The following is a 24,344-nucleotide window of genomic DNA, read 5'->3' as shown; positions in this document are numbered from 1 at the left end:
GGCCTTATGTCTCTGCCAGCTGGATACTGCGACTGTCCTTTAGCAACCCACTTTTAACCCTGAGATTGACTCGATGAAAATGAACGCGATTAACTGGCCCGAAGGTTTTGTGCCGGGCTTTACGGATAACTATTGCTCGAATGAAGTGATCGTCGCTGGCCTGACAACCGCCGATATCTGGCCGCTGCTTAACACGCCAGCATTGTGGCCGAGCTACTATCAGAACTCCGCCAACGCGCGCTTTTATGACAACAAAGGCCCCGAGCTGGAGCAGGGCGCACGGTTCTACTTTGAAACCTTCGGCTTCCCGGTTGAGGCGCAGGTCACTGAATATGTGGCACCTGTAGCAGGTGAACCGGCGCGCGTTTCATGGCACGGCTGGGCGGGCGAACCGGGAAGTGTCGACCGTCTTGACGTTCTGCATGCGTGGCTGGTTGAAGATCTTCCTGATCATCGCGTGCGCATCCTGACGCAGGAAACGCAAAACGGCAAACCGGCGGTTGAGCTAGCAAAAGCGCAGCCTAACCCGATGATTAACGGCCATCAGGATTGGCTGAATGGCCTGATTGCTGCCGCCAAATCGTAGGCTCGCCATTCATGGCGACCCTCTCACAGATTACTGCTCAGCCAGCGCAGCGCTTGGTATTGAGATCGCAAACGGTTTACGTCGTCAAGGCGTTCATTTCTCCAAAACAAAAACCGCCCTAAGGCGGTACAAAGAGGAATACTGATCATATGAAGCGTGCTTTACCTGCCCATTGCGGAGAGAAATCCTGAGCACATAATGCTGGCTCAATGCTCACCACTTCTGCATCTGCAATATTGTGCAGAACAAAAGGATCATCCTGAAGAAAGTGATGAATGTCTCTGACATTATCCCCCTGAAAAAGTATATAACCTCCAGCACCACTATTGAGCGGGCCTGCGAAAATGACTTTTCCTTCAGTAAACCCCCTGACCAGCCATTTCTTATGAGCGTCCAGATGAGCAGAAATCGCATCGGCTTCTGCCAGGTAAGTCAACGTTACGGCGTGCAGCATGATTTATTCCTTGGTGGCAGAACGCGCCACAATGGTCTGAGGAATTAAGGACAAAGCGCGGGACATTTCTCTGCTTTTTACTTCTTCCCCTTTTGACACACCTTCTACCCGGACACACTCCACATCCGTTATGCCCAGGAAAGCCAGAAATTTACGCAGAAACTGCTCCTGAAAGTCCATACTCTCAAGCGCTGTCCCGGTATAAAAACCGCCGCGGGCTGAGGCTATAATGACTTTTTTCCCCCCAGCCAACCCGACAGGTCCCGCCGGGGTATAACTGAATGTCTTGCCCGGCTGGGCGATCCGGTCGATCCAGGCTTTTAGCTGACTGGGCACGGAGAAGTTGTACATGGGTGCTCCAATCACGATCACTTCGCTGTCCAGAAACTCGTTGACCAGTGCGTCTGATAAATGTCGCTCGGACTCCAGCTCAGTTGTCGTGGCTGGGCTCACTGCAACGGGCCTGAACCCTGCGGCAATGCCTCCGCTAAGATGCCCGATTTCATCCTTAACGAGGTCCCTGTAGACCAGCTGATGCTTTTGATCTGAAGCCATCAGCGTCTTTACTATTTCAGCCGACAGCTGACGGGTGACTGAAAATTCAAGATTAATACTGGAATCGAGATGAAGAATTTTCATTGCGTATTGTCCTGTGGTGTAAAGATCAGTGAGTAGTGCGAGCCGCCCTGGCAATGAACGCAGCGACCTCTTCGGGATGTGAAACCATGGAAAGATGGCCTGAGTGAATCCGCGAGATGTGGGCGCCGATTTCACGGGCAAAACTGGCCTGTACTGATGAGTTGAGAGCGTTGTCGTTTTCTGTAATCAGATACCATGCGGGTTTACTGCGCCAGGCTGCTGTCTCTACCTTTTCGATAAAAGCCGCCGCCGCTATAGGCTGCTGCACGGCAGCGAGGAGCTGACTCTGTTCAGCGCTGATGTCGTTCGCCATAACCCGATGAAACAAAGCCGGATCATCAAGCCAGACAAAGCCGTGTTTATCAGGTGCCATACCGTCCATAGGTGCATGAAATTGTGCCAGGGCTTCCGATACAGATTGATAGTTGTCAGGAACCAGTGCTGACAGATAAACCAGCCCCTTAACGTTCGCAGCATTGCCTGCCTGAGTGATCACTGCACCGGCCCAGGAATGACCAACGAGCAACACGTTACCTTCCTGACGGGCGAGTACGCGTTCAGTCGCTGCGACATCTTCACGCAAAGAAGTTAGGGGGGTCTGCACAGCTGTGACGTGATAGCCCCGGGCCTTCAGCCGGGATATGACAGCAGACCAGCTTGAGCCGTCCGTAAAAGCACCGTGTACCAGTACGATATTATTGACGCCTTTATCCTGAGCCATAAGCAGTGAAGAGTGTGCGAGCAGCAGGCTCAGGATGAGTGCGCCTTTTCGCATGGCGCCCGACAGTAAATTATTCATCCGCATTTCTCCTTATGAGGGCTGATCTGATTTCAGACAGTGTAATCACCCTGGCAGCCCCGTATGAAGTGTCTTTAAAGACAGGTATCATGCGAAATCAGACATTCAGATGAACGGGAAAAAATTATGCGTGTTGCGTTGCTGGCGCTCCCGGGTAGCATGCGATCGGCGATTGCCGGTCTGGCCGATATGTTCTGGCTGGCCAATCAGGTCATCATGCAAAACCCGTCAGTAAACAGTGAAGTCTCCCGGAGTACGCCTTTTTTTGACGTCAGTATTATTACCTCTGATGGTCAGCCGGTCAGGGACGTCCAGGGCAGATTCATTGAGAGTGATGGTGCATTCAGTGACACGGAGAACTTTGAACTTATTATTGCCAGCGGCATGCAACTCGATGAGCAAAGGTATCCAGCAGATAGAGCAGCAATGTGCAACGCGGCCAGTTGGCTGCGCATTAGCCATTCAAAGGGAAGCTGTATTGCCGGTGCCTGCGCGGGGGGATTTGTACTGGGAGAAGCGGGTTTACTCAATGGGCGGATCTGCACAACAACATGGTGGTTATACCCTACTTTTACGGAGCGTTATCCGCTGGCTAAGCCGGTATGGGGAAAGGCTCTGGCCGAACAGGACAATGTGATAACCACGGGCGGACCACTTTCGTGGGTCGATCTCGTGATACACCTCGTGCGCCGACATTTAGGTGATCAGCTGGCAAAACTGACCGCGGATATGGCCGTTGCAGACAGTCAGCCTTTATCTCAGCAAATTTATGCGCCCGCCGGCTTTCTTAACGCAACCCACCCGCTGCTAACCAAAGCTGAAAATCTTATACGTTATCGGAATCCGGCAATGACGGTAGAGCAGCTCGCTGAAGCGCTGAATATGACGACCCGAACGCTGAACCGTAAAATGAAATCACTCCTGCAGGAAAGCCCTAAAAGCTTTATTACCCGGGTTCGTATCGAAACGGCGACGCTCCTTCTGGAAAGTCCGGGTAAAACCATTTCTCAGATCGCAAATGCCTGCGGATATGGCGACGAAACGGCTTTCAGACGCGCCTTCACTACAGTGATGGGTATGTCCCCAGGCAGCTTTAGAGAGCGGCTAAAAACCACGCACTCTTCAAATGCAGGGATTTAATAATAGTGCTGCGCTTTAACGCTAACGCCTTTTGATCACCGCAGACTTACTCGCGAGATAGGGTCTGCTTTAGGCGAGGAGCGGATGTTACTTCACGTTTAGGGCAGGGCTGGGGGGGGACTAAAGACCTGATTATTCAATTTGCAATGTTGATAAAAAGTTCTTTGCTTTTGTGAATAAGTTTCCTCACATATTGATGTGTAGGACTCTTCTCTTTGCTATCGAGCTGGCCTCGCAACTAAAGTGAATAAATCAGCGATGCTGGTAAATCTTGACTCACCGTTAATGGATGTGACTTTAACCTGATGGCAGGATCACAGCTGTCTGGTTAGATGGATTTAGATGATTAATTGATTTGGTTCTATTTTATCCCGATGGTCTGTACAGACTTAAATTCAATCCATCATAAGTATTTTGATGGGTGGTTTGTAAAATAAAGATAAACATTGTTAATAACTCTATTCTTTTCATAACTAACTCTTCTTTCTCACTGATTGGGTTTAATTTAGGTTGATTTATGATCAATTTGGTTAATTTAACTGAATTGATTGGTTCAGGTGGTGATTTATATGTTGGCGGAATTCAAAAGCCCCGTAAACAGTGTGTTTTTTAAACGCTTCATTTCCTCAGTTTATAAACGCTGAAAAGCCTTTCATCAGCCAGTTCTGTATTCTTTCTATGATTTTTTGTGTGTTGGTGGTTATTATCCACTTCATATATGGTGCTTCGGCTAGTTCAGTGAAGAAAAAACTGGCTACGGGTAAAGCCTTTTCATATCTAAATAAGACTGGTGGTAGTGTGTTTATGGTTTTTGCTATTGGCCTAATAGTCTCTGTTATTACACCATATTTTCATTGAGTGCTAGTGTTGAATAAAGGTGGCCAAATTGGTTGTGGGCGCCTTTACTTTCTGAAGACATATGTTCGTTAAGCAGAGAACGTAACATTTTTATCTTAGCACGAGAAAATTCTTTTAATCAGATTCAAATTTCACTTGTTATGACTCCTGCATCCTAACGACTACTTTGCCCTTCGCGTGTCCCTGACCCAGATAGGCAAGAGCTTCCTTTGCTTCTATAAACGGGAATACCTTGTCGATCACAGGCCTGATTTGTTCTGCCTCAATGAGTTTGCCGATTTGGGCGAGCTGATCGCCATCAGGATGGACAAAAAGAAATGAATAGCTCAGGCCCCGTTTTTTCGTAAGACGCATGATCTTGCGGCTCATCAGCCCGAAAACTAAACGCAGCAGGACGTTTAGTCTCCGCGACCGGGCGAACGCAACATCTAATGGACCGATGAGAGAAACAATCTTTCCACCCGGCTTGAGAATTTGGGTGGATTTTTCAATTGAATCGCCTCTGATAGTGCCGAGAACCACATCGTAGCCGCTCAGCTCGTTTTCAAAATCCTGCTTTTTATAATCAATCACTTCGTCTGCGCCAAGATGACTCACCCACCCGGCGTTGTCTGTGCTGGTTGTCGTGGCCACCTGTGCGCCAAGGTGCTTCGCCAGTTGGATGGCAAAACTGCCAATCCCCCCGGAACCTGCCGGGATGAATACTTTCTGACCAGGCTGCAACCCGGCTCGCTCTGTCAGCGCCTGCCAGCATGTGAGGCTCACCATCGGGAGCGAAGCCGCCTGCACGAAATCCAGGTTCGTGGGTTTTATGGCTGCAGCGCGCTCTGGCACCACTGCAAACTCCGCAAGAGAACCTATTCCCGTGTCGAAAGTGCTGGCGAAAATTTCGTCACCTGGCTTGAAACGCGTCACGCGACTCCCCACGGCGATGACAACCCCGGCTAAGTCGCTTCCCAAAGTGGCGGGGAGTTTAAAATGCAAAACCGGTTTGAATATTCCGGTTGGGATCATGTTATCAATCGGGTTCAGACCCACAGCGAAAACTTTTACCAGGATTTTATTATCAGCGGGGGCAGGGCAATCGATGTTATCGAATCCCAGCTCAGGGGATTTACCATAGCGTTTAAACGTAAGTGCTTTCATCGTCTTATTCTTCATTTATTTTTTCGCATCAAGCTGAAGACGTTTGCGCACCACCTTATCCAGGAATGACGCAGGGGCGAATCTGAGAATAAAATTCAATTGACCTGCCAGCCTTCCCGCCGTGTAGCGCACCTTCGGGCGTAAGGTCTGAGCCGCTTTAACCACCACGTCAGCCACCACCTCCGGACTTTCCGCCTCAGCCATTGCTTTGCTCACCACTTTCGTCAGCTTAGCCCGGATCTGGTCATACTCCTGAAGCTTTGCATCCGCCTCGATATTATTGGCTTCAAACTGTGTTTTCATGTAGGCAGGTTCGATGACAAACACTCTGATGCCCTGTGTGCGCAGTTCATGATCCAGTGCTCCGGTATACCCTTCGACCGCATGTTTACTGGCAGCATAAAGTGCCACATACGGCAACGGAACGATGCCGAGTATCGAACCGATATTGATGATGCGCCCGCTGCCCTGACGGCGCATATGAGGGATCACTGCCCGGCTCAACCTGACGATGCCCAGAAAGTTGGTGTCGAAAATGTGTTTGGCCTGTTCGACAGAACTCTCTTCCGCCGCCGCTGGAGCAACCCCAAAGCCCGCATTATTAACCAGAACATCGATTCGCCCCTCCAGACGCAACAACTCCTCAATGGCGGCCTCGACAGAAGCGTCGTCCGTCACATCCAGCGCCAGTAAAGGAAATGGATGCTTTCCCGCCTGTGCGCCACGCCGGCTCGTACCATATACAATAAATCCAGCAGCTAAAAGTTTACGGGCAGACGCTTCGCCGATACCCGAGGACGCACCGGTAACCAGTGCTACACGTTTTTTTGTCATGCTGAATAAAGCCTTCATGATGCGTTTGAGGTTTCTCATCGCTGATGAGACGACAGGCTGTAAGGTATTTATGTCGGATTTACCGCTGTGCAGAATAGCCGGAAGAGCGTTCTGCACAGTGCACCTCATTGATTACAGCGCTTTATATCGTTCGGCGGCTTCGTCTTGTTTGACGTCTGAAAGCAGAGCCTGACGCGAAGCATCGAGGGTGTCCCAGCGGGCAGCATTATGTAAAGGCGGAATGGTGACCCGTTCACGGCGGTCAAAACCTACCAGTGCGGCATCCACTAATTCGCCCACTTCCATGAATTTTGCCGAGTTAGTGATGTCGATACCCGCACGGTCCCAGATTTCCGTGTAAGTGCCGGCAGGGAGCACCGCCTGGATATAAATGCCTTTAGATGACAGCTCGACATTCATTCCCTGAGACAGGAAGAGCACAAAGGCTTTGGTGGCGCCGTAAACCGTCATGGCAAATTCCGGAGCGAGTCCGACGATAGAACTGATGTTGACGATCGATCCCTCGCCCGCTTGCACAAAGCGTGGTGCCACGGCACTGGCAAGTCTCGTCAGCGCAGTAACATTAAGCGCGATAAGGCTTTCTATTGAATCAGGTGTCTGCGCTGTAAAACTGCCGGACTGCGCAATACCCGCGTTATTGATAAGAATGCTAATATGCGCGTCTTCACGCAGGCGAGCTTCGACCACAGCTAAATCGCTCGTTTGCGTAAGGTCAGCAGGCAAAACATCGACAGAAATGCCATTTTCCTGTCGCAGACGATCGGCCAGTATTTCTAACTTCGCTTTGTCGCGCGCAACCAATACCAGGTCGTGGCCCCGGCGGGCGAACCGTTCAGCGTAAACCGCACCAATACCCGTGGATGCGCCTGTAATGAGAACTGAAGCTTTAGTCATAAGTTGATCTTCTTTATTAAAGTGTAAACAGAATTCGCCATGTGCGATGTATGAAGAACCGTGACACCGGTGCTTTACTTACTGGTCTCAGTCAGCGACGGGTAATCGGTATATCCCGCTGCGCCACCGCCATAAAGTGTTTCAGGATTGATTGAGGCCAGAGGTGCGCCCGTCTTCAGCCTTTCGACCAAATCCGGATTGGAGATGAACGGGCGACCAAACGCGAACAGATTGGCTTTACCCTGCTCAAGCTGAGCGGACGCCAGTTCCAGGTCATAGCCATTGTTGCCGATGTAGGTGTTTTTAAAACGCCGGCGCAGGGAGTCGTAATCGAACGGGGATACATCACGCGGTCCGCCCGTCGCACCTTCAACCACATGGAGGTACACGATGCCCAATGCATCGAGTTGTTCAGCGACGTAGTCATATTGTGGCTGCGGATCACTGCATGAAATCGCATTAGCAGGTGACACCGGTGAAAGGCGTACGCCGGTGCGTTCTGCGCCAATCTCATTTTTTACAGCCGTCGTGACTTCCAGCAGCAGGCGCGCACGATTCTCGACAGAGCCGCCGTATTCATCAGTACGCTGATTTGCACCATCTTTGAGGAACTGTTCCAGCAGATAACCATTCGCGCCGTGGATCTCTACGCCGTCAAATCCGGCGGCAATGGCATTGGCCGATGCCTTTCTGAAATCGTCAATAATCCCCGTTATTTCCTGCAACTCCAGCGCACGTGGCTCAGAAACATCAGCGAAGCCATTGTTCACAAAGGTTTTCGTCACGGCGCGAATGGCAGACGGCGCGACCGGTGCAGCGCCACCCGGCTGTAAATCAACATGCGAAATTCGTCCTACGTGCCATAGCTGTACAAATATGCGCCCGCCTTTGGCATGCACCGCGTCAGTCACTTTGCGCCAGCCATCAATCTGAGCCTGCGTGTAAATCCCCGGCGTATCCTGATAGCCCTGCGCCTGTGCTGAGATCTGCGTGGCTTCAGTGATCAGCAATCCTGCTGTGGCACGCTGGGCGTAGTAGGTCGCCGCCAGTTCGCCCGGTACCAGCCCCGCTCCGGCCCGGTTACGTGTCAGCGGTGCCATCACGATGTGGTTGGCCAGAGTTAGTGAGCCAAGTTCATAGGGTTGAAATAATGTCTGATTCTTCATGCTTATTCGCCCGTTAATGGTGGTTCAAGGTGTCAATATAATGATGATGATCATAATCTATAAAGTCAACCCGTTTGATTACGGTCATCATCAATGTATACTTAAACTCTATTTTTAAGAGGGGCAGGAAAGCATGAAAGTGTCGAAAGAGCAGGTTCGGGAAAACCGGACACGGATTGTTGAAACGGCCTCAGAACTTTTTCGTGAGCGCGGTTATGATGGCGTGGGCGTGGCGGAACTGATGTCAGTGGCAGGCTTAACCCATGGCGGGTTTTACAAGCACTTTGGTTCCAAGGCAGACCTAATGTCAGAAGCGATGAGCTGCGGATTTACGCGTTCTGCAGAAATCACGGCAGGTGTGGACCGGGACAAATTTATTGAATACTACCTCTCCCGACAACATCGCGATGATATGGGGAAAGGGTGCGTGATGTCAGCACTGGGCACCGATACAGCCCGTCAGTCTGAGTCAATCAAGGCGACATTTGCCGCCGGAATTGAACGCCAACTCGCCGTTTTAGGAACTGAAAATGGCACACGCGCTGACCTGATAGATACCATCGCCCATCTTGTGGGTGCACTGGTGTTGTCTCGTGCCTGCCCGGATAATTCCGCTCTGGCTGATGAAATTCTGGATGTCTGCCGTGCGCGTCTTGTCAATCACGAAGCCAGTAAGGATTGAATGTGCCGGGCTGGGGGTACTTTTTGCAGCAGTGCATAAAAATAAATCACCAACGTCCGCTGTTGGTACGAAGCGGTTATCTGACAGACCTGAAGGTCCGCTGTGAGCGAGGAGCAGACTTTTGATTCATGACGATTCCCTGTTTCTGCCTGGCTGAACATAACCTATATGCGAAACGCTTGCCCTGGCAATTTCAGAAAGTGCCAATTACTATCCAGAATCTATGGATATGAACATTTTTGGCTTTTTGCCAGCATTACTCCCTGTTGCACTGTCCCCCGGAGCGAGCTTTACTCTCGTTATGAACAGTGCTCTGACAGGAGGTAACAAAGGTTTATTAAGAACCCTCACCGGAACAGCTCTGGGTATATATACCCATGCATTTTTTATAGGGCTTGGTATCACGGCAGTGCTCATCTCGTCGCCAGCAGCGTTTGCTGTGCTTAAAGTAACTGGAACTGTCTATCTGCTTTGGTTAGGCGCGATGCTTATCCGGAGTGGGATAACGGTAAATTCAGGCGGGCTTACTGGTGCAAAGCATTCCGTGACTTTAAAAGAGGCTTGGCTGGCTAATGTTTTGAACCCTAAAGCCATCCTTTTTTATCTGACAGTCGTTTCACAGTTCGCAGGCGCGAAGGGTGGCGTTTGCAACTACCTTATACTGGCATCAGTTCATATAGTGGTTATGAGCATCTGGCTTTTTGCAATCACTCAAACGCTCATATTCTCAGCCAAAAAAACTAACCCATTAATGCTGAAAAAATACGTCAACATTGTCGGCGGGATGATGCTCATTGCCTTTTCTCTACACAGCCTTATCTATTAACTCCTCAGCAAGAGCCATCACGTTCGCTCCTGGCACAAAGGGGACGCACGAGTAAGGTCAGCTAAGCGCTGACTTGGGGACAATAAATTGAGCGGGAGAGGTATGAAACCTCGCTGCATTTGTTAGGCCAGCCACCTGGTTCAGCTGGCCTTAATTTAAAATTTTTTTTGTAGGGCAAGTGGTCAGGTCAGCGCGACCCTGACCTTTAGTCCAATAACCAGCGCGGCAAAAAACATTATGCAACCAGCGGCGATGAAAACACCGGTTACGCCGCTGAGACCAAAAAGTAATCCTCCCAACGCAGCACCCGCAGCAATTGAGGACTGAACGGCTGCGACAACCATGCCGCCAGCGGTTTCAGCCTGATCGGGAACGGAACGCGCTACCCAGTTTGACCACGCAACGGGAACGCCACCAAATGCCATTCCCCACAACGCAACGAACAACATCAATCCTGTTTCCTTGAGTGGCAGCAAAATCATGCTTAATGCCGCCACACCAACAAGCGCTGGCATCAGTATCAGGGTAAGACGCAGGCTTTTCTCCATCAGCCACCCGGCAAGCAGCGTTCCGATAAAATTAGCGACGCCAAATCCAAGCAATATCAAAGACAAACGATCCACATCAAGTTGAATAATATTTTCAAGAGTCGGCCGAATATAGGTAAACAGCGCATACTGACCCGTATGGGCAATCACACACCCCGTCATTCCCACCGCAATGCCTGGGCGGCGGAGTAAATCCATGACAGATGCCGTTACCATCATTCGACGCGGAGCCATTGCGGGAAGGGTAAACAGCTGAAAGAGCAGAGTCAGTACGCCTACTGCGGTTGCAGCGATAAAAGCGCTACGCCAGCCATAAAGCCCACCTAAATAGCTTCCCAGCGGGATCGAAACTACGGTTCCGACAGCGATACCGCTAAAAATAACGGAGAGAGCACGCGGGACGCTTTGAGCAGGAACCAGCCGCATAGCTACAGCAGCTGCCATGCTCCAGAAGCCTCCCAGCGCGATGCCCAGCAAGATGCGCATGATTAACAAAACAGCCAGACTGGATGAAAGTGCGACAAGCAGGTTAGAGGCAATCATCAGCACGGTAAAACCCAGCAAAACAGTACGGCGATCATAATTACGCGTCAGGCGGGGAACCATCAGACCCGCAAACAGGGCCACCACAGCCGTTACTGTCACAGCCTGACCAGCGAGCGCTTCGGTCACACCGAGATCGGCGGCCATGGGTGTCAGCAGGCTGGCAGGAAGATATTCTGCTGTCAGTAAGCCAAACACCCCCATAGTCAGTGAAATCACGGCCATCCATGCGGATTCTTTGGGTTCAGAACAGGTTAAACTTGCGGATACAGCTTCAGTTGCTTCATTTCTCATAACACACTCTTTCTGGAGTAAAAAATCACAGCTCCAAGTCTAGAGTCGAGCAACTGGACGATCTATGATGCCTCACCCTGATTTTTTACCCGAAACTCCGAATATGCATGTGAATAAATATTTTGCCCTGTCATCCGAGCTCATCAGTGAATTGCTGCTGGAAATGCGGCTGCGTGGTGTGCAGTATCGTCGCTTGCAGACGGGTTCTGAGTTTGGCGTCGGTTTTAGCAACAGGCCGGGACACGCCTATTTTCATTACATCGCCGTGGGTACTGCGCTGCTTCGCACAAGTGAGGGTACGTTGCACGAACTGCACGCCGGCAGCATGGTGTTCATGCCGCAGGGTGAGGAGCATCAGCTTTTATCGGATGCCAGCTGTTCATTTCAACATATCGACACGTTCGGCTCTGCGCCATTAGGCGAGGCCGTCAGCGGAATTAACACCTGCCCGAGTTCGCATCCGACACCCAGCACGGTTCTGTTTTATGGCTGTATGGAGTTCGATCTTGGTGGAATGCAGGGCCTGGGTAAACTGATGCCGCAAGCCATCGTGGTTGAGGCAAACGAACAAATTTATCCGGGGCTGGTTCCCGTTCTGGGCGCGATGAAATCGGAAATCTGTTCCGGACGCGCGGGCTTTGCGGGCATTCTGGCACGCCTCGCAGAAGTGGCGGCGGCCATGATTGTGCGTGGATGGATCGAAAACGGTAGCGAGAACGCCGCAGGCCTGATCGCTGCGTTACGTGATCCACGACTTGCCCGCGCCATTCTGGCCATTCATCGTGATACAAGCCGGGAGTGGTCTGTTGCCGAGCTTGCTGCCCAGTCGCATGTGTCGCGTTCTGTTTTTGCTGAACGCTTCAAATCAATCATCGGCATACCTCCCCAGCGCTATGCAAGAGAAGTGCGAATGCGCATCGCGGGTCACTGGATTACTCACGATAAGATCTCAATTGACACCGTTGCTCTACGTCTTGGCTATGCCTCGCAGGCAGCGTTTAGCAGAGCGTTCAAGCGCATCAATGGCTATCCGCCGGGCGCTATGCGTCAGCGAACAGCGAGAGGCGTTATTAAAGATCCTGAGCTAATCAGCCGATAAGTCCGGATCAGCTCTTGTGGCCCGAAGATGCCGCATAACAGGCTCCAGCGGTGCCGCGATAGAAAGCCTGACGTTCTCATTATCAGGCATTTTTTAGCACCTAATGGGTTTAGAAGCAGAAATAAATGTGTTCAGCATCATCAGCAAACAACGGAATCACCAGCATGCATATCGCGTTCAAACCTACATTTTCTGCCGTTTGGTCCACGGATGCACAGGGCATTTGCATTGCCAGCCAGGAAAGCCCTGAAGGTCTGATGCCATTACTTAAAGGCATAACGCTTTGTGAGTGGCTTAGCCTCGCGCTGGTAGAGGAAGATGCAAAAATCGCATTGCAGTTGACAGCGGCATTAGAGTTTAGGACGCCTTTTAATATAGAAGTGCCGATCAAATGTCTGGATGGAAAGTTGCGCCATGTGATTGTTTCAGGTCTGCCGGCATGCCAATCAAATGATTCTCATGCACAGTTTAGTGGCTTCGTTTTAGATGTTACCGGACAGCGCAAAGCACTTCAGGACGCGCTGCGTACGGCGACAGAATATCGTCTGTTAATAGAAAACAGTACTGATCTGATCGCCCACTGCGATGCGGAAGGCCGGTACGTTTCGATCTCTCCTTCTTATAGCGAAATGATAGGCTGGTCATCCGATGAAATAGTTGGCCAACTGGTGGTGGACTTCCTGCATCCTGAAGATAGAACACCTGCTGAGGTCGTTCTGGCAAATATCTTCAACGGTGCTGAGTTACCAGACGTCGTTGAGGTGCGCAAGCGGCATCGTAACGGCCACTATATTACGCTTGGTACTAAGGCCTGCGGCGTTAGCGATCCCTCTTCAGGTAAAAATATCGGGGCAGTACTGGTTTCGCGCGATATCACCCGAGATAAAGAAAAGATGATGATGCTTGAGCGGCTCGCTACCCGCGACACGTTAACCGGACTGCCAAACCGAGCCTGGATCAACGACAAAGTGCAATCCATGCTGACGCACGTAGAAGATCCTTCGTATACGACTGTACTGTTTATCGATCTAAATGGATTCAAAGCCGTTAACGATTCGATGGGGCACGCAATGGGTGATATGTTGCTACAGCAGGTAAGCGAACGGCTACAAAGTTGCATGCGCCAAGGCGACTCGTTAGCACGCCAGGGAGGAGACGAGTTTGTCGTGGCAGCAAAGTGCAGTAGTCATGATGCTGCAGCCGGTATTGCACTGCGCCTCATAGACGGCCTCAAGGCTCCTTTTTCTATTAGTGGCGTGGAAGTAAAGATCGGAGCATCGATTGGTATCAGCCTTGCGCGTTTCGGGACGAAAACGGCCAAAACGTTATTCGACAATGCCGATAAAGCGATGTATCAGGCTAAAGCACGACGTGATGGGTCATATCAATTTTTCCAACCTGATACGCTGCCGTTGTAAGAAATTTGCCATAAGAGGCCATGGCGAACATCGTTGACACCGTTTGGGCATAAAAGGCCCGACTTCCAGTATGATTTTGACTTCTACTGGCATTACAGGTAGCAGTGGTGCCCTTTTGAAGCCAATCAGAGAAAGAATAAGAGCGCAATTTAAGGGAAATTGTTCTTATTTTACACCTGTTTTTAAGACGTTCTTCGTTTCTAAAATAATGTAACTAAAAAAAGAGAAAATATTTCCCCCCCAAAAATATTAATTTAAATTTAGTGATGGGTGAATTTAATTTAAATTAATGCTTTGAAAAGGCTTAATTTAACTTAAGTTATTCGTGGTAACTAAAGTGGTTCTTATAATTTCCGGGCGTGATAAATTTGAGTGAAGCCCTTGTTAATTTGCCGCGCAGGCAGGGTTAATTTCACTGTCTATAATTTCTGTTCTTCTGCAAATCATCTTGAACTTTTAGAGAATTATAAATGAAAATATCTACACGCCTGGCTGCGGGTTTCAGTCTGCTCATTATTCTTTTCGTATTGTGCACGGGGATTGCTCTGAACGCATTATGGCAGGCGCGGGATGGGATGGAAGATACGGTTAATAACAAGATGAAGCGCTTTACGCTGGTTCAGGATATGCGAGGAATTGCTCGAGATATGGCTATTGCTGTTCGCAACCTGGCGTTACTGAGCGATCCCGTAGAAATGCAGCCTGAATGGCAAAGATTAATCTCGCAGCAGAAAAATTATATTGATAAGCGTCGTGAGCTGGTGGAAAGCATGACGATCAATGTTTCATCTCAAGGGAAGGAGGCTCTTGATAAGGTCGTTTCCTCAGAGAGCGCCGCGATGGAGACCTTAATGATCGCAGGGAAGATGGGACTCGATAACCGTCAGCAGGAAGCAACGGTTTACCTCTTGAAAACTGCGCGACCGGCGCAGCAGGCATTAATGGGAGCGCTGGATGCGCTGACGAATATCGAAATGACACTCAGCAAGGAGACAATGGCTGAGAATAGTGCATCCACGACACGCACAGCGTTTATTTTATTAATAATGGCGGCACTCTCGGTGATTATTTCTGGGGTGACCGGTTATTTCATCGTACGCGTACTGATGCGTCAGCTAGGCGGCGAGCCCGCCCAGGCACAAGAACTTGCGGCAGCCATCGCCGCGGGGAATCTGACAACCTCAATAACCTTGCGCCGTAACGATAAGCACAGCCTACTGGCATCGTTAGATCGTATGCAGGAGAGTCTACGTGGGCTGGTATCACAAATTAAAGACTCGGCTGGATCTGTTGCTTTAGCCGCAGATGAGATATCGAAAGGCAACACAGAACTTTCATCACGTACTGAACAGCAGGCCGCTGCGCTTCAGGAAACGGCCGCAAGTATGGAGCAACTTACGGCAACGGTGAAAAGTAACACTGCAGGTGCGCAACAGACGGCACAAGTTGCACGTGGGACAGCAGATCTGGCGCGAGCAGGCGAGGCAGATGTGCAGAAAATGTCGGATACGATGAACGAGATTTCTCTAAGCGCGACAAAAGTGAGGGATATTACTTCAGTCATTGAAAGCATTGCCTTCCAGACCAATATTCTTGCACTCAATGCCGCCGTTGAAGCTGCTCGCGCCGGTGAGGAAGGAAGGGGATTTGCCGTTGTTGCCGGTGAAGTCAGAACGCTAGCACAACGAAGTGCGACTGCTGCGCGGGATATAAAACACCTTATTGAGCAGGCCGTAGGGCAGGTGGAAAGTGGGGTGAATGTGGCGACAGGAACCGGCCAGAGCATCATGAAAATCGTCAGCATGGTAGGTGAGCTCGCGGATGCGATGGACGAGATATCTCTGGCTTCTTCCGAACAAATGCAGGGGATTTCGCAGGTCAGCATTGCCGTTAGTCAAATGGACGGCGTAACACAGAACAATGCTGCATTGGTTGAAGAATCCTCCTCTGCGTCACAAGAGCTTTCTGCCCAGGCGCATGCTTTACGTGGCATGGTTGAAGCATTCCAGGTGTAATAAATCTCATTTACGTTGGGGCCCTAGTCTGGGCCCCGCATTATTTTATCTTTTGCCTACGACTCCGCGAGAATCAGCCTCAGGCATGCTTCTTCTGTGGCTCTTCCCGTTAGCCTATAGCTTAGTCGCTAACCAAATCCGATTACCGCAAAGTGGATAACACCTCCATTACAACCGATATTCCCCACGCAGCAGCCCAAACAGCCAATCGTTATGCCACGCATTTCTCAGCCAGTAACTTTCCCGCAGCTCACCTTCTAATACAAAACCAACTTTTTCCAGCAGTCGACGAGAGGGCGTATTGCCTGCGGTGACAGTGGCACTCAAACGTCGAATGCCGCCTTCGCCGAACGCATAGTCACAAATGGCGCGAAGCGATTCGTGTGCATAGCCTTTGCCTTGCGCTTCTGGTGCGAACAGAAAGCCAACTTCGGCACAGTCGCTATCGCGATGAATATAGCCGTTAACACCGATGCAATTGCCCGATTGTTTCTCCCGCACCACCAGACACAACCAATGCGCGCTGCGTGGCGACCAGAGCGGCAATCTTGCTGTGAAGTCGGCGTGAATTTTTTCTTCAGATTTTGCATCGGCAATGTAATGCATGACCTGTGGCGAGAGCTGGAGCTGACGAAAGAAATCCCTGTCGTCTTCGGTGATCTGCGAGCAGGTGAGTCTAAGGGTTTCGAGATGCAGCTTAGTGGTCAAATTTCACCTTCGTTTATCGGATGCGAAAGTGAATTAAGTTAAACCAGGTCGCCATAAATGGCGACCCTACAAATCACAACTGGAACCGTAACGCCACGCCAAACGCTTGCTCGGCACCGACAATAATCGCCGACGCTTCCTCGCGGAACGGCACGTCGCCGAGCAGCAGGCTGGCTTTCACTTTGCGCAGATCCGTGGTGCGTAAGCTCAATCCTGCCATGCGCGCGCTGCCGTCGTAATCAATCGGCAATCCGGCGAAGCGCTGTGTCACATATTCCGCAGAGGCAAAGCGCACCGTCGCCATGCCCGCTTTGAGCACAAACGCGCCTTCCTGACAGGCGGTGAGTTTATCGGCACCAAACAAGCGGCTGTAAGGCTGGGCGGCGGCGGCGGGATCCTGCGCCACCACCACGAACTCGACGATATCGCTCACGCCATTGGGATGGACGCGCCACGCGTCCTGCCATACCGAATCCGGTGTGTCATGCTGGCAAAAGAAGCTGCGACCGTTCGGCACCAGTGACGGGCGCAGCCGCACGGTGCGAAAACGCGCGTCCTGCTCGGTGCCGTCCGGCAACGTCACGGGGCGGAAAAAGCTCGCGGGCAGATCGCCGTCAATGTCCTGGCTCTCCAGATAGCGCCACACCGCGTCGGCATCCTCGGTTTTCCACACTAAACCGCTGAGGCCAATCGGCGACTGCCATAAATCCTGGCGCAGATTGCCGCGCCCAGCTTCAAACCCCAACAGCTCCAGATAGTTATCACCAAAAATTGCCAGATGATTACTGGAGCCGAGCGAGTGATGGCCGCGCTCGGTCAGCTGAAATCCCAGGCGACAAAATAGCGCGCTGGCGTCATCCAGCTGGCTGGCAACGTTGATCACCACGTGGTCGAGACGTGGAACAGGTACAGAAATCGTCATCGCTTTTCTCCTTGCTCTTAGGGTCACGATGCCAGCGCCTGTTGCTGGCGCAGCGTCAGCAGTGCGCGCTGGGCCAGTTCAGTGAAGTAATGCACCGCCGGTTCCAGCATCGCTTCATCCGGATCGAATCCGGCGTGATGCAGGCCAAATTCACTGGCGCTACCGATGCTGACGAACGCGCCCGGCAGCTGCTGCAGGTAGAAGGCGAAGTCTTCGCCACCCATCTGCGGCGTGCCGACCTGTGTTTGATAGCCTTGCTCTGCGGCCAAATCCAGCGCGAAATCGGCCCATTGCGGCGTGTTGACCAACGAAGGCGGGCCTTCCTGCCACACCAGATCCGCCTGCGCGCCAAACCCGGTGGCGATGCCATTGATCAGCGCTGTGATTTTCTGTGGGATCTGCGCGCGAATCGCCGCGTTGTGAGTGCGCACCGTGCCTTCCAGTTCCACCGTTTGTGGCAGCACGTTCCAGCTGTTGCCTGCGGTAAAGCGCGTCACGCTGACCACCACCGATTCCAGCGAACTGAATACGCGGCTCGGCAGCGTTTGCAGCGCGGTGACGATGTGACTGCCAATCATGATGCTATCAATGCCTTCATGCGGACGCGCGGCGTGCGCGCCTTTGCCGGTGATAGTGATTTGGAAGCGATCGACGTTGGCATAATAAGCGCCGCCGCGCGTGCGCAGCGCGCCGGTCGGCAGATCCGGCGCGTTGTGCAGCCCAAAAATCGCCTGTACCTCTTTTAGCGCGCCCGCTGCGATCAGCTGCTTCGCGCCGGTGAAAATCTCCTCGGCAGGCTGAAACAGAATGCGCACGCGGCCGGGCAGTTGGGATTCGATGCGTTTCAGCTGCTGCGCGACACCCAGCATCACGCTGCTGTGCAGATCGTGGCCGCAGGCGTGCATCACACCCGGCTGCTGCGATCGCCACGCGTGATCGCTTTGCTCGTCGATGGGCAGGGCGTCGATGTCGGCACGCAGCGCAATCAGCGGTTCGCCGTGACCAATTTCTGCCACAACACCGGTTTTCAGCTCCAGCGGCAGCAGCTTGACGTTCAGTTCCTGCAGCCAGCGGGTGAGGCGTTTAGTGGTGGCAAATTCCTGATCCGAAAGCTCGGGATGCTGATGCAGCTCGCGTCGCCAGCGCACCAGCTGTTGATGGGAAAGATCCGTCATGGTCATCCTTGTGTGTGTTCAGGTAAGAAAGGTTCGCCGAGCGTCAGCATCAGACGGTTCGCCCAGGCAAAGAAGGCGGCGGATTGAATCAGGTCCAGCAGCGCCAGCGTGCTGAATCCCTGATCGCGCAGCGCCTGCAGCTGTTTCAGGCTGGTGGCGGCAGGCGTGATCGATAAGGTGGCGACCAGATCGATCTGCGCCGCCCAGCGCGCCGATTGTCCGTGTGACAGCTCCGCGCCCGGCGCGACATTCAGCAGCTTCTGCACCGACGGTTCATCTTTCGACAGCTGGCTGGCTTTGCGCGCATGCACCGAGGCGCAGTAGATGCAGCCGTTGACCTTGCTCACCACCGTGGCGGCGAGTTCTCGCTCGGCGCGTGAAAGTCCGCCTGCGGTGTAGAAGATGCCTTTATCGGTTAGCGTGCGCTGCTCGAGCAGCGGCTGATTGCGGCCCAGCAGGCGGAAGTAATCAGAGTCGCTGTGGCCGAATTTCGCCAGCGTTGCCTGCTCTTCAGCGCTAAATTCATGCAGCGGTTTCGCCGCCAGCCACGGTTCCCAACCCAGTTCCTGTTGGGTAAAGGCGGTGAGGGCGGTTTTACCGCTGACGGTGAGCGGCGCATCGTGCCATTTACCGGCAACCGCATGTGGCTGCGACGCCGTCTCTTCGCCGTTGAGCAAACGCAAACCCGCGAGTAAGCGGCTCTGGAAGCTGACAAAGGCAATCAGTTGCGCCAGCGTGACGATACCGCGCGGCGACCAGCCGGCAGTTTGCAGTTTCTCGATGTGCTGCGGCGCGGCATCAATCGGATGCAGGCTCAGCAGTTCCGCAAACGCCAGACCCGCAGCGAAGCGCGCGTTTTGCGGCTGATCGTGCTGGCGGTAATGCGCTTCAAGACTTGACGCACTATGCCAGGCCGCAACCTGCGCGGCGAGGGCGAAGCGCTCTGCTAACGGCAAATCTTCATCATCTTGCGAAAACAGCACGTCGTAGCTGCCTTGGGTATGCTGGGTGGCGGCATGACGCTCGGCACGGGCCTGCGCCAGTTCAGACGCAGGATCGATATCCGCCAGCGCGGCCAGTAAATCTGTCGGTTGAGACATGAAATTCTCCAGTTTAACGTTAGAAGGTCACCATAAATGGCGACCCTACAAACCTTGCGTAGGGTCGCCATTCATGGCGACCGCTAATCACCTAGCCACGCAGCGCGGGCGCAATATGTTCCGCAATCAATTCGATGGAACGCAGAGTGTCGGCGTGTGGCGGATCGATCGAGTGCACCTGGAAGCTGATATCGGTGACGCGTTGCAGCGACGTATCGGCCAGCAGCGATTGCCGCACCTGGTCGGCATCGCCGAAGTGTGCATCCAGCTGACGCGCCTGTTCGTCCAGCGTGTGGCCAATCACATGTCCTGATTCGCGGAAATGCTGCGCCTGGCGCTGCAAGCCCGGTTCGGCAAGGCGGCGCGCGTAGTCACGGGAATCGGCGACAAAGGCGGTGCGCGATGCCAGAATGCGTGGTGCAATGCCCGCCGGTAATGCCGACAGATAGGCATCGATCATCGGGTTCTGCATCTGATCCAACGGCAAATCCGGCTGGCCCGCCGGACGCGGTTGGGTGCGCGACAGCATCAAACCGTGTCCGGCTTGTCCTGCGCGCGCGGCGCCTTCCGCCGAGAAGGTGGCGATCCACACGCGCTGCGCCAGCGTCGGCGCAGCGGGATAAAGATGGTTATCCGGATGGCCCAGCGTATCGCCGCGCCAGGCGCTCAGCAGCTGATGCAGATGATCGGCAAACACGCTAGCGCGCTGGTCGATAGTGATGCCGAACGGCAGAAACGAGGTCGCGGTGCCGCCCGATCCTAACCCGACCTCGAGGCGACCGTTGCTTAGCAGATCCAGCACCGCCGCATCTTCGGCGACGCGCAGCGCGTTCTCCATCGCCAGCGTGATGATGCCGGTACCAAGGCGAATGGTGCGGGTGTGCGCGGCAACGTGGGCCAGAAACAGCAGCGGAGACGGCAAGCCGCCTTCTTTCTCGTGAAAGTGGTGCTGCGCAATCCATACACTGTCAAAACCGTTGCGCTCGGCGTGCTGAATCTGTTCGGTTGCCAGGCGATAGCGCTGTTGTGCGCTGGTGTCATCCAGCAGACGGGTGAAAAATCCAATGCGTTTACGCGTCATGCAGACTCCTTAATCAGCGGACGGAAAGCGGGAATCGCGTCAATCAGCGATCGGGTATACGGATGCTGAGGCGCGTTAAATAGCGTGACGGTGTCACCTTGCTCCACCACTTCACCGGCGCGCAGCACGGTCACGCTGTGCGCAATGCGGCGCACGGTGGCGAGGTCGTGGGTAATAAGCAGATAAGTGAGGCCGAGCTCGCGTTGCAGTTGTTGCAGCAGTTGCAGAATTTGCGCCTGAACCGTGACATCCAGCGCCGAAGTCGCTTCATCCAGCACCAGAATCGCCGGTTGCAGAATCAGGGCGCGGGCGATGGCTACGCGCTGACGCTGGCCGCCAGATAACTCGCGCGGTTTGCGCGTCAGCAACTCCAGCGGTAACGCCACGCGCAGCGCCACGGCGGCGACGCGTTCACGGCGCTGCTCGCTGCTGAGCTTCTCAAAGTTACGCAGCGGCTCTTCGATGATGGCGAACAGCGTCTGGCGCGGATCGAGCGAGGCAAACGGGTTCTGATAAACAAACTGAATTTTGCGCCTCAGCTGGCGTTGCGCTTCACCGCGCAGTGCGGTGGCGTCGATACCATCGATCACCACACGACCGCTGTCGGCCTGCTCAAAGCCTAAGAGAATGCGCGCCAGCGTGGTTTTCCCCGAGCCGGATTCGCCGACTAGCGCGTGCGTGGTACCGCGCGCCACGGTGACGCATACCTCTTTCGCCACCTGTAACTGCTGCTGGCGACCCAGTGAAAACTGTTTATTGATGCCGGAGAGCTGAATCGCCGGTGACGAGAAGTTGGCTTGTGTCGGCACGGACAGCGCGCTGTTGCCTGGATCGGCATCCTTTAATAGCTGCCGCGTATAAGCATGTTTCGGCGCGTTGATCACCTGCGCCGCCGGGCCTTGTTCCTGCACTTCGCCATGACGAAATACCAGCAGGCGATCGGCGCGTTCTGCCGCTAGCGCCAAATCGTGCGTGACAAACAGCACTGCCGTGCCAGATTCACGGCGCAGCACATCCAGCAGATCGAGAATGCGTTTTTGCACCGTGACATCCAGCGCGCTGGTGGGTTCATCGGCAATGATAATCTGCGGACGCAGGGCGAGGGCGATGGCAATCAATACGCGCTGTTTCATGCCGCCGGAGAGCTGATGCGGATACTGCTTGAGGCGCTGTTCCGGATGGCTCAGCCCTACTTTTTGCAACAGCTCCAGCACGCGTTGCTGGCGTTCGGCCTTGCTGATTTTCACGTGCAGCTGCAGCATTTCACCGACCTGATCGCCAATGGTTTTCACCGGATTAAGCGAGTTGCCCGGATCCTGCGGCACCAAGCTGATGCTGACGCCGCGCAGGCTATCAAGACGTTTGGATGACCAGCCGGCGATATCGGTGCCGTTCAGCACAATCCTGCCGCTGTCACGGCGACCGTTTTCCGCCATCAAACCAATAATCGCCTGCGCGGTGGTGGTTTTGCCGGAGCCGGATTCCCCGACCAGCGCCACCATTTCACCGGGCTGCAACTCAAAGCTGACGTTGTGAACCACCGCGCGCCACTCGCCGCGCTGGCGATAGCTAAGGGTTAAATTTTCAATGGCTAATAACGCGCTCATGCGTCACCTCCGGCCAGTTGACGGCTAATGCGGTTAGCGGCCAGCACCACGGCGACCACCACAATGCCGGGGAAAGTTGTGAGCCACCACGCGGTCGCCAGATAGTTACGTCCTTCAGCGATCAATAATCCCCATTCGGGCGTTGGCGGCGGCGTGCCGTAGCCGAGAAAGCTCAGCGTCGACAGCGCCAGAATCGCCTGACCAAACTGCAAAGCGGCGAAGGCGATTACCGCCGTCAGCGAGTTGGGTAGAATGTGGCGCCACAACACGCGCCAGAAACTGCCGCCACTGCCGTAAGCCGCTTCGACGAATTCACTGCGGCGTACGCGCACCACTTCGCCGCGCGCCAGGCGGGCAAAACTGGCAATTGAGGCGATGCCCACCGCCAGCGCGGCGTGAACGGTGCCGAAACCCAGCAAAATCAGAATGCTGAGCGACAGCAGCAGCGAGGGAATTGACAGCAGCACATCGACTAAGCGCATCAGCCAGTTCTCGGTGCGCCCGCCCATCGCGCCTGCCAGCACGCCGAGCGTGGTGCCGCCAATCAGCCCCATCGCCACGGCTGCGACCGCCGCCGACAGCGACTGTGACGAACCATAGATAATGCGCGTGTAGAGATCGCGGCCTAGCTGATCGGTGCCGAGCCAGTACGCGGCCTGCGGCGGCAGACGCTGCGCCCCGGGCACGCCTTCAGTCGGGCTGAAATGGGTAAACAGGCCAGGCGCAAACGCCGCCAGCAGCGCCAGCAGCATTACGCCCCATGCCAGCCATAATCCGGGCTGGATATTGAACACGCGCGGGGTGCTGATTTTTTGCCTTGCAGTTGAGTAGTCGACCAGGCTCATCGTTGGCCTCCGGCAATGGATTGCAGACGCGGATCGAACAGTGGCATCAGCGCATCGACCAGTAGGTTAATCAGCACAAACGCCAGCGCCGAAATCATCACCACCGCCTGCAACACTGCGACGTCCTGATTGTTCACCGCCTGCTGCGTCAGCTGACCGACGCCGCTCAGGCCAAACACGGTTTCGGTAATCAGCGCCCCGGCGATCAGTTCACCGAGCAGCAAACCCGCCACGTTCAGCACCGGCAGCAGCGCATTGCGCATCACGTGATGCCACAGCACATGGCTTTCGCTGGCGCCTTTGGCGCGCGCCACCGCCACAAACGGCTGGGTTGACACCTGATCGATGCTGCGCAACAGAATCTGCGCCAGCGGCGCGGAGATCGGGATCGCCACGGTAATCACCGGCAGAATCAAACCCTGCAGCGCCGACGGATTGATCACCGGGATCCAGCGCAGCTGGAAGGAGAACAGCTGAATTAGCGCGATGCCGAGCCAGAAGGTTGGCAGCGAGATAAACAGCGCCGGTACCGATTGCAGCACGGAACGCAGGACTCGCAGCGCTGGCAAACGCGATAACGCCGCCAGCGCGAACGCGATAATCGTTGCCAGCGCAAAGCCGAGCAGCGCCAGTTGCAGCGTGGCGGGCAGGTTGCTAATCAGCTGTTCGCTGACCGGCACGCCCGCCTGCACCGAGTAACCAAAATCGCCGCGCAGCATCGCCAGCAGCGTGTGCACATACTGCTGCCAGAGCGGATTATCCGCGCCGTAAGCCAGTCGCATTTCGGCGATCTGATCCGGGCTGAGGCCCAGATCCGGATTCTGAAACTTGATCAGCACCGCATCGCCGGGCAGCACCTGCAGCAGAAAGAACGACAGGGTAAACGCGGCCCACAGCACCAAAACGCTTTGACCCACTCTTCGCAGCAGTGAACGTTGCATCAT

At 53.8% G+C, this 24,344-nt stretch carries 23 protein-coding genes; 7 read left to right on the top strand and 16 right to left on the bottom strand.

Features of this window, described 5'->3' with window-relative positions; all coding sequences use genetic code 11:
* Window positions 1-79 precede the first annotated feature (79 nt).
* A complete protein-coding gene (locus tag NQH49_RS21840) occupies window positions 80-586 on the top strand; it encodes an SRPBCC family protein (protein WP_256699148.1) in 507 nt (168 codons plus the stop codon).
* 145 nt (window positions 587-731) lie between these two features.
* Here NQH49_RS21840 and NQH49_RS21835 read toward each other — a convergent pair whose 3' ends face one another.
* Genes NQH49_RS21835 through NQH49_RS21825 form a run of 3 tightly spaced genes read right to left on the bottom strand, consistent with a single transcriptional unit; the run spans window position 732 to window position 2,484 of the window.
* Window positions 732-1,040: a YciI family protein gene (locus NQH49_RS21835; RefSeq protein ID WP_256698823.1), complete on the bottom strand. Its 309-nt coding sequence runs from the start codon at window positions 1,038-1,040 to the stop codon at window positions 732-734.
* A gap of 3 nt (window positions 1,041-1,043) precedes the next feature.
* Window positions 1,044-1,679, bottom strand: coding sequence for an FMN-dependent NADH-azoreductase (locus tag NQH49_RS21830; protein ID WP_256698822.1), 636 nt, complete (start codon window positions 1,677-1,679; stop codon window positions 1,044-1,046).
* 25 nt (window positions 1,680-1,704) lie between these two features.
* A complete protein-coding gene (locus NQH49_RS21825; RefSeq protein ID WP_256698821.1) occupies window positions 1,705-2,484 on the bottom strand; it encodes an alpha/beta hydrolase in 780 nt (259 codons plus the stop codon).
* A 120-nt stretch (window positions 2,485-2,604) separates the two neighbouring features.
* Between NQH49_RS21825 and NQH49_RS21820 the strand changes: the two genes are divergently transcribed.
* A complete protein-coding gene (locus NQH49_RS21820) occupies window positions 2,605-3,618 on the top strand; it encodes a GlxA family transcriptional regulator (RefSeq protein WP_256698820.1) in 1,014 nt (337 codons plus the stop codon).
* A 996-nt stretch (window positions 3,619-4,614) separates the two neighbouring features.
* Here NQH49_RS21820 and NQH49_RS21815 read toward each other — a convergent pair.
* The 4 genes from NQH49_RS21815 to NQH49_RS21800 form a co-directional block, all read right to left on the bottom strand.
* Window positions 4,615-5,637 carry an NADP-dependent oxidoreductase gene (locus NQH49_RS21815; RefSeq protein WP_256698819.1) on the bottom strand — a complete coding sequence of 341 codons (1,023 nt, stop codon included), beginning with the start codon at window positions 5,635-5,637 and terminating at the stop codon, window positions 4,615-4,617.
* Entirely contained in the window at window positions 5,638-6,456 is an 819-nt protein-coding gene (locus NQH49_RS21810; RefSeq protein ID WP_256699147.1) for an oxidoreductase, read from the bottom strand. It abuts the gene before it with no gap.
* A 132-nt stretch (window positions 6,457-6,588) separates the two neighbouring features.
* Window positions 6,589-7,371, bottom strand: coding sequence for an SDR family NAD(P)-dependent oxidoreductase (locus NQH49_RS21805; RefSeq protein WP_256698818.1), 783 nt, complete (start codon window positions 7,369-7,371; stop codon window positions 6,589-6,591).
* 74 nt (window positions 7,372-7,445) lie between these two features.
* Window positions 7,446-8,537 carry an alkene reductase gene (locus NQH49_RS21800; protein ID WP_256698817.1) on the bottom strand — a complete coding sequence of 364 codons (1,092 nt, stop codon included), beginning with the start codon at window positions 8,535-8,537 and terminating at the stop codon, window positions 7,446-7,448.
* 133 nt (window positions 8,538-8,670) lie between these two features.
* Between NQH49_RS21800 and NQH49_RS21795 the strand changes: the two genes are divergently transcribed.
* Window positions 8,671-9,219 (top strand): TetR/AcrR family transcriptional regulator, encoded by a 549-nt coding sequence (locus tag NQH49_RS21795; RefSeq protein ID WP_256698816.1) that lies wholly within the window; start codon window positions 8,671-8,673, stop codon window positions 9,217-9,219.
* A 223-nt stretch (window positions 9,220-9,442) separates the two neighbouring features.
* Window positions 9,443-10,045 (top strand): LysE family translocator, encoded by a 603-nt coding sequence (locus NQH49_RS21790; RefSeq protein ID WP_256698815.1) that lies wholly within the window; start codon window positions 9,443-9,445, stop codon window positions 10,043-10,045.
* A 182-nt stretch (window positions 10,046-10,227) separates the two neighbouring features.
* Here the strand turns inward: NQH49_RS21790 and NQH49_RS21785 are convergent, their stop codons facing one another.
* The gene (locus tag NQH49_RS21785) at window positions 10,228-11,430 is read right to left on the bottom strand and encodes an MFS transporter (protein ID WP_256698814.1); all 1,203 of its coding nucleotides are present in this window, start codon (window positions 11,428-11,430) and stop codon (window positions 10,228-10,230) included.
* Window positions 11,431-11,494: 64 nt separating this feature from the next.
* On the opposite strand from NQH49_RS21785, the gene NQH49_RS21780 reads away from it, so the two are divergent.
* The 3 genes from NQH49_RS21780 (at window position 11,495) to NQH49_RS21770 (ending at window position 15,962) form a co-directional block, all read left to right on the top strand.
* Window positions 11,495-12,529 carry an AraC family transcriptional regulator gene (locus tag NQH49_RS21780; protein WP_256698813.1) on the top strand — a complete coding sequence of 345 codons (1,035 nt, stop codon included), beginning with the start codon at window positions 11,495-11,497 and terminating at the stop codon, window positions 12,527-12,529.
* Window positions 12,530-12,693: 164 nt separating this feature from the next.
* Window positions 12,694-13,947, top strand: coding sequence for a sensor domain-containing diguanylate cyclase (locus NQH49_RS21775; RefSeq protein ID WP_256698812.1), 1,254 nt, complete (start codon window positions 12,694-12,696; stop codon window positions 13,945-13,947).
* 470 nt (window positions 13,948-14,417) lie between these two features.
* Window positions 14,418-15,962, top strand: a complete 1,545-nt coding sequence (locus NQH49_RS21770; protein ID WP_256698811.1) for a methyl-accepting chemotaxis protein — start codon at window positions 14,418-14,420, stop codon at window positions 15,960-15,962.
* 168 nt (window positions 15,963-16,130) lie between these two features.
* Here NQH49_RS21770 and NQH49_RS21765 read toward each other — a convergent pair whose 3' ends face one another.
* The 8 genes from NQH49_RS21765 to NQH49_RS21730 all read right to left on the bottom strand — a co-directional run bounded on the left by NQH49_RS21765 (window position 16,131) and on the right by NQH49_RS21730 (window position 24,341).
* Window positions 16,131-16,670 (bottom strand): GNAT family N-acetyltransferase, encoded by a 540-nt coding sequence (locus NQH49_RS21765; RefSeq protein WP_256698810.1) that lies wholly within the window; start codon window positions 16,668-16,670, stop codon window positions 16,131-16,133.
* 73 nt (window positions 16,671-16,743) lie between these two features.
* Window positions 16,744-17,592 carry a VOC family protein gene (locus NQH49_RS21760; protein ID WP_256698809.1) on the bottom strand — a complete coding sequence of 283 codons (849 nt, stop codon included), beginning with the start codon at window positions 17,590-17,592 and terminating at the stop codon, window positions 16,744-16,746.
* Between the two features lie 23 nt (window positions 17,593-17,615).
* Window positions 17,616-18,767, bottom strand: a complete 1,152-nt coding sequence (locus NQH49_RS21755) for an amidohydrolase (protein WP_256698808.1) — start codon at window positions 18,765-18,767, stop codon at window positions 17,616-17,618.
* Window positions 18,768-18,769: 2 nt separating this feature from the next.
* Window positions 18,770-19,867, bottom strand: a complete 1,098-nt coding sequence (locus NQH49_RS21750) for an alkylhydroperoxidase domain protein (RefSeq protein WP_256698807.1) — start codon at window positions 19,865-19,867, stop codon at window positions 18,770-18,772.
* 91 nt (window positions 19,868-19,958) lie between these two features.
* Window positions 19,959-20,948, bottom strand: coding sequence for a putative FMN-dependent luciferase-like monooxygenase (locus NQH49_RS21745; protein ID WP_256698806.1), 990 nt, complete (start codon window positions 20,946-20,948; stop codon window positions 19,959-19,961).
* Window positions 20,945-22,555: a dipeptide ABC transporter ATP-binding protein gene (locus tag NQH49_RS21740; protein WP_256698805.1), complete on the bottom strand. Its 1,611-nt coding sequence runs from the start codon at window positions 22,553-22,555 to the stop codon at window positions 20,945-20,947. The genes NQH49_RS21745 and NQH49_RS21740 overlap by 4 nt, the downstream gene beginning before the upstream one ends.
* A complete protein-coding gene (locus tag NQH49_RS21735; RefSeq protein ID WP_256698804.1) occupies window positions 22,552-23,400 on the bottom strand; it encodes an ABC transporter permease in 849 nt (282 codons plus the stop codon). The genes NQH49_RS21740 and NQH49_RS21735 overlap by 4 nt, the downstream gene beginning before the upstream one ends.
* A complete protein-coding gene (locus NQH49_RS21730; RefSeq protein ID WP_256699146.1) occupies window positions 23,397-24,341 on the bottom strand; it encodes an ABC transporter permease in 945 nt (314 codons plus the stop codon). The genes NQH49_RS21735 and NQH49_RS21730 overlap by 4 nt, the downstream gene beginning before the upstream one ends.
* Window positions 24,342-24,344 lie beyond the last annotated feature (3 nt).

Source organism: Pantoea trifolii, from assembly GCF_024506435.1.
GTDB classification, from domain to species: domain Bacteria; phylum Pseudomonadota; class Gammaproteobacteria; order Enterobacterales; family Enterobacteriaceae; genus Pantoea; species Pantoea trifolii.
The sequence above is the reverse complement of the archived record's forward strand: the minus strand, read 5'-3'. Positions and strand labels throughout refer to the sequence as shown.

What these genes read in the sequence shown, in the direction of transcription:
- NQH49_RS21750 (WP_256698807.1), bottom strand. Translation starts at nt 19,867, where the DNA reads ATGTCTCAACCGACAGATTTACTGGCCGCGCTGGCGGATATCGATCCT.
- NQH49_RS21740 (WP_256698805.1), bottom strand. Translation starts at nt 22,555, where the DNA reads ATGAGCGCGTTATTAGCCATTGAAAATTTAACCCTTAGCTATCGCCAG.
- NQH49_RS21835 (WP_256698823.1), bottom strand. Translation starts at nt 1,040, where the DNA reads ATGCTGCACGCCGTAACGTTGACTTACCTGGCAGAAGCCGATGCGATT.
- NQH49_RS21745 (WP_256698806.1), bottom strand. Translation starts at nt 20,948, where the DNA reads ATGACGCGTAAACGCATTGGATTTTTCACCCGTCTGCTGGATGACACC.
- NQH49_RS21820 (WP_256698820.1), top strand. Translation starts at nt 2,605, where the DNA reads ATGCGTGTTGCGTTGCTGGCGCTCCCGGGTAGCATGCGATCGGCGATT.
- NQH49_RS21805 (WP_256698818.1), bottom strand. Translation starts at nt 7,371, where the DNA reads ATGACTAAAGCTTCAGTTCTCATTACAGGCGCATCCACGGGTATTGGT.
- NQH49_RS21785 (WP_256698814.1), bottom strand. Translation starts at nt 11,430, where the DNA reads ATGAGAAATGAAGCAACTGAAGCTGTATCCGCAAGTTTAACCTGTTCT.
- NQH49_RS21770 (WP_256698811.1), top strand. Translation starts at nt 14,418, where the DNA reads ATGAAAATATCTACACGCCTGGCTGCGGGTTTCAGTCTGCTCATTATT.
- NQH49_RS21760 (WP_256698809.1), bottom strand. Translation starts at nt 17,592, where the DNA reads ATGACGATTTCTGTACCTGTTCCACGTCTCGACCACGTGGTGATCAAC.
- NQH49_RS21790 (WP_256698815.1), top strand. Translation starts at nt 9,443, where the DNA reads ATGGATATGAACATTTTTGGCTTTTTGCCAGCATTACTCCCTGTTGCA.
- NQH49_RS21830 (WP_256698822.1), bottom strand. Translation starts at nt 1,679, where the DNA reads ATGAAAATTCTTCATCTCGATTCCAGTATTAATCTTGAATTTTCAGTC.
- NQH49_RS21800 (WP_256698817.1), bottom strand. Translation starts at nt 8,537, where the DNA reads ATGAAGAATCAGACATTATTTCAACCCTATGAACTTGGCTCACTAACT.
- NQH49_RS21775 (WP_256698812.1), top strand. Translation starts at nt 12,694, where the DNA reads ATGCATATCGCGTTCAAACCTACATTTTCTGCCGTTTGGTCCACGGAT.
- NQH49_RS21795 (WP_256698816.1), top strand. Translation starts at nt 8,671, where the DNA reads ATGAAAGTGTCGAAAGAGCAGGTTCGGGAAAACCGGACACGGATTGTT.
- NQH49_RS21735 (WP_256698804.1), bottom strand. Translation starts at nt 23,400, where the DNA reads ATGAGCCTGGTCGACTACTCAACTGCAAGGCAAAAAATCAGCACCCCG.
- NQH49_RS21825 (WP_256698821.1), bottom strand. Translation starts at nt 2,484, where the DNA reads ATGCGGATGAATAATTTACTGTCGGGCGCCATGCGAAAAGGCGCACTC.
- NQH49_RS21780 (WP_256698813.1), top strand. Translation starts at nt 11,495, where the DNA reads ATGATGCCTCACCCTGATTTTTTACCCGAAACTCCGAATATGCATGTG.
- NQH49_RS21840 (WP_256699148.1), top strand. Translation starts at nt 80, where the DNA reads ATGAACGCGATTAACTGGCCCGAAGGTTTTGTGCCGGGCTTTACGGAT.
- NQH49_RS21815 (WP_256698819.1), bottom strand. Translation starts at nt 5,637, where the DNA reads ATGAAGAATAAGACGATGAAAGCACTTACGTTTAAACGCTATGGTAAA.
- NQH49_RS21810 (WP_256699147.1), bottom strand. Translation starts at nt 6,456, where the DNA reads ATGACAAAAAAACGTGTAGCACTGGTTACCGGTGCGTCCTCGGGTATC.
- NQH49_RS21730 (WP_256699146.1), bottom strand. Translation starts at nt 24,341, where the DNA reads ATGCAACGTTCACTGCTGCGAAGAGTGGGTCAAAGCGTTTTGGTGCTG.
- NQH49_RS21755 (WP_256698808.1), bottom strand. Translation starts at nt 18,767, where the DNA reads ATGACGGATCTTTCCCATCAACAGCTGGTGCGCTGGCGACGCGAGCTG.